The 13458-nt window shown below is 34.8% G+C and carries 9 protein-coding genes and 1 pseudogene; 3 read left to right on the top strand and 7 right to left on the bottom strand.

Features of this window, described 5'->3' with window-relative positions; genetic code table 11:
• Positions 1-31: 31 nt before the first annotated feature.
• Positions 32-1531, bottom strand: coding sequence for an arginine decarboxylase (locus PQO00_RS03365; protein ID WP_274183420.1), 1500 nt, complete (start codon positions 1529-1531; stop codon positions 32-34).
• An 831-nt stretch (positions 1532-2362) separates the two neighbouring features.
• Between PQO00_RS03365 and PQO00_RS03360 the strand changes: the two genes are divergently transcribed.
• A complete protein-coding gene (locus tag PQO00_RS03360; RefSeq protein WP_274183419.1) occupies positions 2363-5272 on the top strand; it encodes a PEP/pyruvate-binding domain-containing protein in 2910 nt (969 codons plus the stop codon).
• 4 nt (positions 5273-5276) lie between these two features.
• Positions 5277-6545, top strand: a complete 1269-nt coding sequence (locus tag PQO00_RS03355; RefSeq protein ID WP_274183418.1) for a serine hydrolase — start codon at positions 5277-5279, stop codon at positions 6543-6545.
• A gap of 37 nt (positions 6546-6582) precedes the next feature.
• Here PQO00_RS03355 and PQO00_RS03350 read toward each other — a convergent pair whose 3' ends face one another.
• Together PQO00_RS03350 and PQO00_RS03345 are read right to left on the bottom strand one after the other, a co-directional pair.
• Positions 6583-9411, bottom strand: a complete 2829-nt coding sequence (locus PQO00_RS03350; protein WP_274183417.1) for an NTP/NDP exchange transporter — start codon at positions 9409-9411, stop codon at positions 6583-6585.
• A gap of 132 nt (positions 9412-9543) precedes the next feature.
• Entirely contained in the window at positions 9544-10536 is a 993-nt protein-coding gene (locus PQO00_RS03345) for a serine hydrolase (protein WP_274183416.1), read from the bottom strand.
• A 414-nt stretch (positions 10537-10950) separates the two neighbouring features.
• On the opposite strand from PQO00_RS03345, the gene PQO00_RS03340 reads away from it, so the two are divergent.
• Positions 10951-11802, top strand: a complete 852-nt coding sequence (locus tag PQO00_RS03340; protein ID WP_274183415.1) for a universal stress protein — start codon at positions 10951-10953, stop codon at positions 11800-11802.
• A 31-nt stretch (positions 11803-11833) separates the two neighbouring features.
• On the opposite strand, the gene PQO00_RS03335 is transcribed toward PQO00_RS03340, so the two are convergent.
• The 4 genes and pseudogenes from PQO00_RS03335 to PQO00_RS03320 all read right to left on the bottom strand — a co-directional run.
• Complete coding sequence (locus tag PQO00_RS03335; RefSeq protein ID WP_274183414.1) at positions 11834-12028, bottom strand: hypothetical protein; 195 nt, start codon at positions 12026-12028, stop codon at positions 11834-11836.
• A 76-nt stretch (positions 12029-12104) separates the two neighbouring features.
• Positions 12105-12269: a hypothetical protein gene (locus PQO00_RS03330; RefSeq protein WP_274183413.1), complete on the bottom strand. Its 165-nt coding sequence runs from the start codon at positions 12267-12269 to the stop codon at positions 12105-12107.
• Positions 12269-12898, bottom strand: a complete 630-nt coding sequence (locus tag PQO00_RS03325) for an RNA polymerase sigma factor (protein ID WP_274183412.1) — start codon at positions 12896-12898, stop codon at positions 12269-12271. Before PQO00_RS03325 ends, PQO00_RS03330 begins: the two co-directional genes overlap by 1 nt.
• A gap of 242 nt (positions 12899-13140) precedes the next feature.
• Positions 13141-13353: pseudogene (locus PQO00_RS03320) on the bottom strand (alpha-hydroxy-acid oxidizing protein); the annotation flags it as partial.
• Positions 13354-13458: the final 105 nt, after the last annotated feature.

Here is a 13458-nt window from a genome sequence, read left to right as displayed (position 1 = left end):
CTTTATTATTGATTATTTAATTCTGTTTCGTTTAAAGTGTCAAAGACTTTAATTTGATGTTGTGATTGTTTGTATCTTTAAAAGGTTTATCTTCATTTAATAAGGTGCCTGTTTTGGCTAATGCTTTATTAACATTAAAGTCATAACCTAAAATTGATAATAATTGCTCGGATGTTTGTTCTTCTGTAAATACCGAAGTCATTAATTGGCCATCCTCGCTACGGTCTATTAAAATGTGCTTGGGCGTAGGAATAAGACAGTGTTGTAAACCACCAAAACCACCAATGGTTTCTTGATAGGCCCCCGTATTAAAAAAGCCTATGTATAAAGGCTTCTCCTTATTGAATTTAGGGAGATAAATAGCATTCATATGTTGCTCACTATTGTAATAGTCATCGCTATCACAAGTTAAGCCCCCTAAAAGAACACGCTCATATTCTTTGTTCCAGCCATTTATGGCAAGCATTACAAAACGTTTGTTAATAGCCCAAGTATCTGGCATTGTTGTAATGAAGGAAGAATTGATCATGTTCCATTTTTCACGATCATTTTGTTGCTTTTGATAGAGCACTTTATAAATAGCGCCACCACTTTCACCAACAGTAAAGCTTCCAAATTCTGTAAATATATTAGGAACATCTACGCCAGCCTCATCACAGGTCTGTTTAATTTGGCTAATAATTTCGCTTACCATATAGGCGTAATCATAATCAAAAGCAAGTGAATTTTTAATTGGAAAACCACCACCTATATTCAGACTATCCAGACTAGGACATATCTTCTTTAGGTTCACATACACTTTCATACATTTTAATAGTTCATTCCAGTAATAGGCATTGTCCCGAATACCTGTATTAATGAAAAAGTGTAGCATTTTAAGGTTAACTTTTGGGTTGTCCTTAATTTCCTTGGTATAAAAAGGAACAATATTTTTGTAACCAATACCTAATCTAGAGGTATAAAATTCAAATTTTGGTTCTTCTTCAGAAGCAATACGAATGCCTATATTAAAAGTATCTTTAATAGTGTCACTTAAAAGATCGATCTCTTCATAATTATCTATTATGGTAATACAGTTTTTGTGTCCATTATTAATTAACCTTGCTATGTTTTGAATATATTGGTCACGTTTAAAACCGTTGCTTATAACAAACGTATTATCGTCTATTTTTCCATGTGCTTTAAGGTTCTCAACAATATCGATATCGAATGCAGAGGATGTTTCGATATGGATGTTATTTTTAAGCGCTTCATCCAGTACATGCTTAAAGTGTGAACTTTTAGTGCAATAGCAATAATTGTAATGGCCTTGATAGTTATGTTCTTTTATAGCGTCTTCAAACCACCCCTTTGCCCTGTTAATGTTATCTGAGATTTTAGGAAGGTATGTAAACTTAAGTGGAGCTCCATGTTTTTTGATAAGTTCCATTAAATCAATTCCGTGAAAGTATAACTCGTTGTTGTTTAAAGTAAATTCTTCCTGCGGAAAATCAAAAGTTTGATCGATAAGATCAAAATATTTTGTTTTCATTAAGATATAGTTGAAAAATTAGAAAATAAGGATTTTACTCTATGGAGTAAACGGTAAGGTGTTTCTAAAATTCAAATGCGAATAATAAAGAAGTTTGAAGGCGTAAAACTATGTCTCCCCAAAATAAAGCATGTAGTAACTATTTCAGAAGTCAGCCTGATAATTCGGTTCTCTATCCCTAGAGCAACTTTTGGAGTAGACTTCTTTATCCTCCTAAGCCCGAATCTGAAAAAAATTTTCATTTTAGTATGGCAATGCGTTCTTTAATTTAGAACTCGTCATTAAACAAACATAATAAAAAAATCAATTCGGTGATTTTTTATTGTTATCTTTAAAATTATACCATTTCTAACTTAAATTTACTCAATAAAACTGCATGTTTTTGCCTAATATTTCAAAATAAAATACAACCGTAGCCCAACTATGCTTGTATTTTCTTTTTCATCTAAGTCAAAAATCTACTACTTTTCTTTTGAGTAAATTTAAATCAGAACTGGTATTAAACGACACTTCTCCAGTTGAAATTCATCCAGGGATGTGTCGTTTAATTGTTTTAATAGTTAAGACATTATATTTTTATATAGGTCACTTTTTTTTTTGATTTTTTTTAACGAACTATAATTTAAAGTTAGAGTAATTGTTAAAAGAATCCATAATACATTTATTTTAAAGTATTTTCTTATATACCTTTAATACCAGATAATTACTAACTCTGGCCAAGAGATTTACAGTAATTATTGTAAAGTTTAATATTTTTTGATCAATAAAATGAGTTATTTTCAGTGACCCATTTTTAAGAGTACTGTCTTAAAAATTATAAACAAATTAAAAATGAAAAAAAATATATTTAGGGTTTCCATTCTTTTGGCACTTATAATTGTTAATATTATAACGGCTCAAACTATTTCTCCAGAAAAGATAAAAGCTCAAATAGATTTTTACAAAAACGACATTAGAGGGCCTTATAAGAATATCCAGTGGTTTTGTGACGATGGCACTGTACGCGCAGCAAAAGACCCTTGTCCGGATGCTGTAGGCGGTATTCAACATGCCACATATAAAGAGGATATTATTGCCCTGGGCAAACGCAATCATATCTTTTTAGGCCAGATTTTAGCATATACGGATAAGGCGGATTTTTTAGATGTTTCTAAAAACTATTCGAGATTGAAGCAATATCAATTGGGGCGCTATCTAGCTCGTATAGATGATGGCTGGATCAACCAAAAAGGACAATATTATAGAGGGGCCATTCAAATTGAAGATGAGGAACAATGGGGCGTTAATTTTTACAAATGGCTTTTTACAAAAGATGAAGTGCTCACTAAACATTATTTTCTGGTATTGCAATCGTTAAGGGATATTCCACATAAAGGAGATGATGATGTTTCGCAATCAATGCGTGCTCAGTCTAAAGTAATTTCAGACCAATACGGCAAGTTTATGGACTTGCGCGTGAAAATCCACAGCAATCCAGAGGAAAGCGATATTGAGAGGACCATACAATTTAAAAAAGCACATGAATCTAAACTAACACCTTTATTGGCAAAGAAATTTGATGAATTGGTGGCCACCATGCAAAAATTCCATAAGCCGATTGATTTACAGGACATTTTTACAAAAGCAGAAAAGCTATCGGCAACCAGTTCTTTAACGTCTGCCATTAAGGTTTATGTACAGAACAATATAAATAGCCCACCTGCAACATTAACCAAGGAAACTGCGTTGCTCTTATTTAATATTAGAAAAGATATTACTAAAGAAAAAAGCGCCAGCAAACGTTTACAGCTACTTGATATTGCCAACCAATTACAAAGCATCGTGTTTAAAAGCAGTGCTTCATGGCAGCCTGTTACGCTAGAGGAGCAACTTAATAAAATTTATGTACTGAGTATAGCAGCTGCTGGAAGCGGTTCTATTGAGTTATGGGAATGGGAAAAAGCAGCATCTATTTTAAAGCCAGACACCTCCAACAAAATAACTTTAGGTGAGCTCACTAAAAAACTAGAAACGGCAAGAGGTGTAGTAGAATGGAGTACAGCAATGGTGAAGGCGAGCTATCAAAATGTGGTTAATACCTATACCGTTTTTGAGCCTAAGGCATATGGATTTATCGATGACCGTATTCGTTCTTCTGTAGTTTTACAATTAGGAAAAGCGGTGGGCGACCTAGGACTCTTTATAGCCAAGGAATCATCATTATCCAATAAAGTGCTAAACCTTACAAACCAAAGTAGCATACGTGGGTTAAACCCTGGGTATGCTCTTGGGGAATTAGTGGTTATAAAAAGAAACCCAGATGACATTGATGTATCTGACGATAAGATTTACATTTTTGAACATGCGCCATCAGATTTAAAACCAGTAGCGGGCATTGCAACAGTAGCAGAAGGAAATTTGGTTTCCCATGTACAATTGCTTGCACGAAATTTAGGTATTCCCAATGCTGCCCTATCTGATGAAAATTTACAAGACCTATTGGTTTTTAGCGGGAAAAAGGTTTTTTATGCGGTATCAAATCGTGGAACGGTTATCTTAAAAGAAGCCATCAGGATGACTTCTGAGGAACAAGCACTTTTTGCCAAAAAAGTACGAAAGGAAGATAAAATTACCGTACCTGTAAATGATATACGGTTAGACCTTGACAATGTGTTGAACCTTCGCGAGGTAGATGCCAAAGATTCCGGAAAACTATGTGGTCCTAAAGCAGCAAACCTGGGGCAGTTAAAATCTATGTTTCCTGAAAAGGTAGTAGAAGGATTTGTTATTCCTTTTGGGGTTTTTAAAAGCCATATGGATCAACCTATGCCTAATCAGGGCAAATCATATTGGGCGTTTTTAAATGCCATATTTGCCGAAGCAGAGAAAAAACTTGCTCAGGGCATTTCGGAAAAAGAAGTAGAAAATTATCAATTACGTCAACTGGAAGTTTTAAGAACAGCCATTAAAACAATGCCGCTAAAATCTCGGTTTTCTTCTGAAATAGGTACATCTTTTCAAAACATCTTTGGAAAACCTATAGGTAACGTACCTGTTTTTTTGCGCAGTGATACCAATATGGAAGACCTAAAGGATTTTACGGGAGCTGGTTTAAACCTAACTATTTTTAATGCCCTTGAAGAAGATAATATTTTGCAAGGTATTCGTGATGTATGGGCCTCACCTTACACAGAGCGCAGTTTTAAGTGGCGGCAAAAATACCTGCTCAACCCCGAAAATGTATTTCCATCTATTTTGGTCATCCCATCGGTAGATGTAGATTATTCGGGCGTATTGATAACCAAGGGAATTGTTACAGAAAATGATACCGATTTAACCATTGCTTTTAGTCGTGGTGCGGGGGGTGCCGTTGACGGCCAAGCGGCAGAATCCTATACTATAAAACCAGATGGCAGTTATCAACTGGTATCGCCAGCACGCGAAACTTATTATAATACCCTACCTCCTACAGGAGGTACCGGAAAAAAAGTAGCTACGTTTGAAAAACCAATTCTCAACGCCGAGAATATTTCAGAAATAAACGAACTTGCAGCAACAATTAGAAAAGTATTGGCAAAGAAGACCAAATCGGGCTATAAGGACGCTTATGATGTAGAACTTGGGTTTAAAGACAATACATTATGGTTGTTCCAAATACGTCCCTTTGTTGAAAACAAAAATGCATTGGGATCTGACTATCTAAAATCGATTACCCCAAGTGTGAATACCCAAAAAGAAATCTTATTGAACACAAAATTATAAGAACATGAAATTATTTAAAATGACTATAATCACCTTTTTATGTATGTCGCTTAACATGCCTATAAAGGATACTATCTACCCCATTGACGGCTATCAATATTCTGGAATAAAGCGATTGAAACGCCTGCAATTATCCCTTTCCGGCGATTTACCAGATGCCAGATTACCTGCAGGTGCTTTAAAGAGCATCAATGATATTAAATTGAATTTACTCTCCAAAAAGCAGGTCAATACTCAGGATATTTTGGTAGAAGATGCGGTATTACAAAAGAAAATAGATGCCCTTTTTCCCAGATTGCATAAAAGTTACTCTATAACGATTTTAGATATGACCCATCCTGAAAACTTACGCTATGCACAACAAAATGAAACCAGAGGTTATCAACCAGGTAGTGTAGGTAAATTGGTCGTAGTAACTGCGCTGTTCGATCAGTTAGCCAAAATATATCCCAATGATTATAGCAAACGGGTAGAATTATTAAAAACCAAAATGGTAAAAGGAGGCCCTTGGGTGTTAACAGATGAGCATACGATACCAATCTTTAATATTGAGACCAATAAGTTAGTGAAGCGCCAGGCCATAGCAAGTGATGTATTTTCTCTTTTTGAATGGGCAGACCATATGCTTTCCGTAAGTAACAATGGCGCCGCAAGTGTCGTTTGGAGAGAGGCTCTTTTAATGGCCGCTTTTGGAGATAAATACCCCACAATGACACAAGAAGATGCCGATGCTTATTTTAAAAAGGGTTCTAAAAACGATATTACAGACCTTGCCATTACTGTAGCAAACCAACCATTGAGACCATTAGGCATTACAGAAGACGAATGGCGTTTAGGTACATTTTTTACCAGAGGAGCAAACCCCTACGTAGGAAGCAAAGGAGGCAGTATAGGTTCGCCATTGGGTTTAATGAAATGGATGGTACAGCTAGAACAAGGAAAGGTCGTAGATGTAAAATCCAGTCTTGAGATCAAACGTTTAATGTACATGACAGACCGAAGGATACGATATGCACAGGCCCCCGAATTACGAGATGCAGCCGTATATTTTAAATCTGGCAGTTTATACAAATGTGATAAAACAAAAGATGCTGCTTGTGGCAAATATAGAGGTAACGTGTTTAACTATATGAATTCCGTGGCTATTATAGAGCATACGGATGGTGCTAAATATATGGTCTGTTTAATGACCAATGTTTTAAGTAAAAACTCTGCTGGAGATCATTTGGCATTGGCAAGTAGAATTGACCACACTATTAGAGGTATAAAATAAACACAACCGTTATTGAATCGGATTCAGGTTGTTCTAGTTAATGTATGTTTACATGTATGGTGTTCATTGCATTTCTTGCAAAGCTCTTAACTTTATCATCATAACTATCGACAAGCGTCTCTAAAAGAGGCAGGTACTTTACGTGGGCCATCTGCTGGATTAGATAAAGTACGGCTAATTTTAATTTCAAGTCCCGGCCTTCTAAAATTGATCTAAAACAATCGAATTCCGTAATCTTGCTTTTACTTATCATTTCAATCACCTCTTCAGATGAAGTATCCAGTATGGTAGCCTCCACTATGGGAATTAAGGCACCTTTTAAGGAAGGGGTTAACAGCATATCCAAAAACTCGATAGCGTTGGTTCGTTTTTCATGTTCTTCGCTTAAAATACCCTCATAGGCCATTCGAATATCTTGAGAGGCATACCGTAGTTCCAACAATTTAAAAATTCGATTTAACCCATTTTCCAATCTTCGTTCCAGGAGTTCCATTAAACTTTCCCTGGCTTGCATTTCGTTTTCAGACAGTAGCTGCTTTAACTTCTTCCTACGTAGATAATGCACAATTATTTGTGTATGCATGGCGCTAATGGTACTATCGTATAATTTGCACTCTTCCAAAATGAGCTTGGCTATTTCACGTTCATTAAAGTGCAAACTTATATTTTCTTCCTTCAATTTGGCCAAGGCCGTAACACACTCCAGCCTAACGGATAGGTCTTGAGCTTCCTTAAAGCTCACAATTAAAGTATTTACGGCCGACTGTGAATTAAAAGCAGCCATCACTTTTGGTATGAATTGCTTTATTTGCAAGGTCACTTCGGTAGCTGTAATATTATTGCGCAATATAGGCAACATGCCTTCGTCAAATTGTAATAGTGCCTTAATTACCGTTTCCCGCTGCTCCTTGTTTATCATTTTTTCTAGAATAGGTTGTATAAAAACCTGATTCATGGTATTACCCGCAGCCAAGATGGCTGCCTTTTGTAACTGCAAATCATCGCTCTCTATAGCTTCTAAAAGCATCATATATCCATCTTTATAATCTGAAAAGCCTATAATTTCAAGAAGCTCTATTTGAAACTTTGTTTTAAATGCTCCTTCGAGTTCTTCAATTTGGAATGCTTTTTCCTGAATGCGCTTATACAAGTGATATTTTTTTTTAAGACTTTGGTTATCCCTTGATTCTTTAGCAAGACAGATTAACGCTGCATTAGCAAGACGTTCGTTAGGATGGTTTAAATACTTGTCAAAGACGATATCCTCGCTAGTATCTGCATGAAGCAGTAGGTATTCCAGGGCGGCAAGTACCACTTCATCATCTTCACTATGTAGTAATTGCTGCACTTCGAGGTATATGGTTCTATTGTTAAGAAAAAACAAGTTTTGTAAGGCAGCCGTTTTCACTTTGTTTGAAGGGTGGTACAACAATTTAGAAATGAGGCTTTCCAATCGACGATCATTGATCTCAAGGGTTTTTCCCAACATATAAAGAATTTCTCTTTCTTCTCCTTGTTGAAATACATGGCGCATCCCTTTAATAAAGGACTCCTTGGATACCATTGTTTCACGTTTTTTAGGGTGCGAAGCCATAGTGTTTAAGTTTTTTCTAAAAGATAAAAAATAGGCTGTGCGTAGTTTGAAAACAAAATATGCCCAAACAAAGGTAAGCAGTACAATAAGCATTATTATATACTTGGGCGAAACATCTAGCCCTTTAATAAGAAAAATGAGTATACATCCTGCAACTCCCGTAGCAATGCTATCTACAACCACGTCTATAAACGATTTCGTTTTCCTTTTAAGTTGGAATGGAAGTGGCAAAGCAATAAGCTCGACAGCAGATCTGTTAATAGACTGCTTAAAACTTGTATCTATAGCCCTTAAAAGTATAACAACCCATAATTCTGGAAAAACAAAAAAGAGCAAGCCCCCCATAAAAACAAGAACCGGTAATATTAATAATGAAAAACCAACGCCCCAAACCCCCACTATTCTCCGGGTTAAAAATAGTTGTAACAATAAGGAAACCACATTAAACGACGATAACCAAAAACCAAAAAAGGAAGTTAATTCGTCACTATCCGTAATACGCTCTGCAGCTATATAACTAAAGGTATAATCAACCAGCTTTGCAGTAATGACCCCTATACCAATAATAGCTGCCAAATATGTTAAATGCTTAGAGCCCAGTACCAATTTAAAAGGACTCTCTTTAGAAGAAGCTATTCGTTTTTTCTGTTTAAAACTATTGAGCAACAATACTTTGGTTTTCCAAATATGGGCCAATAACGGAAAACATAACACCAAAAATAAAGAAGCCACAAAAATGAGGTTTTCGTTACCTATAAGGGGTGCTAGCACCGTCGTTAAATAGCCTCCAAAAATGCCTCCTGCTATTGCGCCAGCTCCAATAAAACCAAAAAGCCTTTTGGCTTCCCTGATGTTAAATACCAAATTTGCCAGTACCCAAAATTGGGAGGTAGCCAGAACTGCATAAATGGCCACTCCTATATAAAAGCCATACAACAACCAGCCTTTAATGAGGTTGAGATATAATAAGGTGCCCAATATAAATAAAGACAAAATACTCAGTGCTAGTGTAAACCGTATGATACGGAGCAATGAAAACCGTTCGGTTGCCCTTGCATAAAAGAATGAACTTATTACAGCTGTTATTGCTACCAATAGATATCCGAATGGAAGATTTTCTGCCCCTACCTCCGATATAAATAGCGAGTTTACCGTAGGTTTAATAATAAGCAATGTTGTAATAATAAAAAAGATATAGCCCTGCATGAGCAAAGCTATTTTTAATTCTCCATCGCGGATATTGAAAATCTTTTTTATGGCTTTTGTTATCATTTTTTCAAAGGGTTACTTCGTTTCATTTACAAAAAATAATTAATGTTGTAAATGTAACTGTCACAAAAGTTATCTTTTGATTTATGAATTTAGAAACAATTTTTCAAATACCACTATTGGGATATCCTTTTTTTAAAATGTTTCTTTATTTTTAAGTACCCTTTCTAAAGGCTCTACCAGGTTTCTTATAATTTGTTCACCGTTGTTGTCTTCTATGAGAGCTACAAGAATATACCTTCTGTTCGGATCTTGTCCCCATACTAAAACAGAGTCTGAATGCCAATTTTTCCAGGAACCCGATTTACGGAACAAACGTGCATTGGGTGCTATTCTATTTAATGTATTTACAAACTTATGGTGCAAAGCCGGGTCTTCCATAATATCCAACATGAGTTTAGAACGCTGTTCGGTAACCAGTTTGCCTTGGGCAAGCAAATAATAGAATCTGCAAACCTGGGTCACAGATGCTGCATGACTTAAGTTTTTTAAGGGGTCCCTGTTAGTATCACCACCGCTACCGTAGCATTTGCCTACCCATAATCCACCGCCATATTCCTCATCATATAAATTATAGCGGTCGCTTGTTAAAACAGCTTCAATTTTTTCGTAGCCTATCCGGTTAATCATGCGCGTAGTCGCTGCATTGTTAGACTTGCTTATCATTATTTTCATATCTGCTTTTACCGCTTTGGTTTCAATAAGCTCCCCTTTTTCTATGGCATCGGTTGCAGCAAGTAGTACGGCAATTTTTGGTAAACTAGCGGCGTACATCATATGGTTCCCATTTACACAGGCGAAGCGTATGTTGTTTACATCTGATAAATCCACTACTCCAATAGCCATTCTTTTATTGGCTACAAGTTTTTTCCACCGTGGTTTTTTATTAATTTCTTGCTCTAATTTTTTCTGAAGTGTACTATCAATAAGTTTTCGTAATGGTATGGTATCATCTTTAATTCGTAAGGGCAAGTCTAAATTTTGTACAGGGGTTTCTGCCAATTCGACTTCGCTCGGAACAGATGCAGAGAGGGTATTATTTAAATTACCGCTTTCTTGCGCTGTACAAGAATGGGCAAATATGAAAACACCTAGTGCTATAAGGTAAAAACAATGATTTTTTTTCATTTTTATGTTTTTAATAATTGAATAGTAAAAGCGATGGGCACACTAACGATTAACCCTATTTTGATAGACCTTTGCGAGGTCTTTGAATATTAATTTATACGTGTGTTTCAATTTGTCTTTTTTTAACAGATAAATTAAAATAGCCAAAATATTGGAAGCTAAAAAAGTTCCTAATATTTTAATGACATCATTGGCTATAACAGCATAGGACATCATTACGAAACCTGAATACACGATAAACATGTTCATATTAGATTTTAAAAGTTATATTCCCATTTTAACAGGCTTTCTATTAAGACAGTTAAAAAAAAATTGGTCACTTTAATTTTGTACTGTCTAAATGGTGACCCTAATATTATATTTATGTCTAAAAAGTAGTATGCATCTTATTATTGTTCAATAACTTATTTAGATATGAAAAAAATACTCATACCAATCGATTTTTCGGACAGCTCCCTTAATGCGTTACATTATGGACAGTTCCTTTTTGAAGATTTTGAAGTGACCTTTTACTTGTTTTCTGCACATACGGTTTTACCATTAAATCTTTTAGAGGATGAATGGGGAAATGAATGGGTCGAAATCATATCTGTAGGCGTTAAAAATGATTTAGAAAGTGTTGTAAGTCAGATAAAAAAAACGAGCCATAACACGAAACATCAATTTAAAAGCATAAGCAAATTAGATCGTTTCATTCCATCAACGAAAAGCATAGTAGATGATTATGGCATAGACTTTATCATTATGGGGACAAAAGGGGCGAAAGGTTTAAAAAGCGTGTTTTTAGGAAGTCATGCCGTAAAGGTTATTAATGCCATCTCTAAGTGCCCAACTATTATAGTACCTCAAGATTATATACCTAAAAAGATTAAACAAATTGTTTTTTCTACAAATTATAAAAGACCATTTGTAAAAACCGAGTTAAAACCATTATTTAAACTATTAGAACACCATAAAGCAAAGTTAAAGATCGTGCAAATAATGGAAGATCGTATGCTTACCGAAAAACAAAAACGGCATAAAGAAGCATTGACCCATTTATTGGAAGGTATCCCATATTTTTTTCATAAAATAACGTACGAAACGTCAGAAACCAAAGCTATAAAAGACTTTATAAAGGAAACACAAAGTGATATGGTGGCATTCATTCATCACAAAAATAATTTCTTATATAATTTAACTAATGAAGATGTTGTTGATAAAGTAAGTTTTAATAGCCCAGTGCCTTTATTAATATTACCAGCAGTTGCTACTAATAAAATTTAATGTCCAAAGAAAAGTAACAGGTTTTTTTGAGCTAATTAGATGGCGGCTTATTTATTTTCCTCTTAAATAATGAGGACATGGCAGCTTTATGATTTTGTTTAAAAAGCAATTTAATTTTCATTAAATGTTTAGCCGTGGTAATGCTTTTCATAATATTATTCCTAATATCCTCAGGGACGTCATGTGGCGGCTGTCCGATATTTTTAAATGGGTTTTGTTTTTCCATAGCCAATATCACTTTAATCAGTGTTTATTATTCTATGACAGCAAAGAGACAAAAAAGTCACTTAAAAATATGTATCTTAGGTGTTGTTGGTATCTAAACCAGAATCGGATCCTTCAGCATTGGAGTCCTTTTTAGAATCTTCAATACTTTCTATAATATCTTCAATGATATTTTCTTTTAAGGTTTCCGGTAATATAGGGTCTGTCAATTCTATTATTTTAAAAGGGTTTTTCTTACTCATTAATCTTTAAGTTTATTGTGAGCTTTTATTAATTTTATGCGAGCTCTTTTAAGTCTCATTTTTACAGCACTTTCATTTATATTTAAAATAGCCTGTATATCTTTAACAGATACATTATCCTGATATTTTAATAAAAGCAAAGCCTTATCTGCGGGTTCCATAAGTTCTAAAGCTTTTTCAAGCTTAGAAGCCCTTAATTCGAAAAGATCATCTTCGTCAACATCATCTTCTGAGGCCAAATAATAATCGTATTTATTTAATCTTTCCCAACGTTCTTTTAGCTTTTTTGAAGTGTCTTGTTTCTTATAATTTACAAGAAAGTTATAAGTAAAGCTATATAGCCAGGTAGAAAATTTAGATTGTGCTTTATAGGTGCCCAGTTTGGTAAAAAGTTTTATAAATACGTCTTGGGCAAGGTCTTGAGCTTCATGTTTATCTTTTGAAAAACTATAGCATTTACTGTACACCTTTTTACTGTATCTATCATAAAGCTTACCAAAGAGAATGGCATTATTTGTTTCTACTATTTGTAGGACAAGTTCATCATCGGTAAGAGGTGCTGAGTCTTTTTTAGAGTTGCCTGGTAATACATTGACCAAGATTAAATTAAATTTATTCAATAAAGACATAGATAGACATAAAAACTAGAGTTCGCTTTTCAAAGTTAAAAAAAAAGGAGACTTAAGTGCCCAAAAGCGGCCATAATGTAAAAACACCTTAAATTTTCTAAAATTATATCAATTTGAGAATGATGCGAATCAGGAACCAAAAAAACATACGGACAACGCTCTTAACTCCTTGTATGGTGAAGTTTGCTACAAAAGGTTAGCCATATGCCACAAGCAGTAAAAAAACGCTTTTCAAGAACACAATGACCAAATAATCCTGTTTTCATATCAGGTTTGATATGTTTGCTCAAATATTCAGGAAGTTATTCTACGGCTCTAATTTCTGCAGTATTCTTATAAATATTGACAGCTTCATTGCAGCCGCCATCTAAATATTCGAAAGTAAATTTAGGAATTGTAGCGCTTACAGTAGCGAAAACATAATGACAATTTGTTTTAGATATTACTGGGTTAATGTCATTAAGTTAAAGGCGTTTATTTTATCACATGGTGTCCTTCAGTTTTAATTTGTCTCGAGAAGAGACAAGAGGTTCAGACCAACATTTTCATCCTTAACTTAA

Origin of the sequence: Flavivirga sp. 57AJ16, from assembly GCF_028736925.1 — a bacterium.
GTDB lineage: Bacteria > Bacteroidota > Bacteroidia > Flavobacteriales > Flavobacteriaceae > Flavivirga.
Note: the sequence above shows the minus strand (reverse complement) of the source record. Positions and strands in the feature narration are given on the sequence as shown.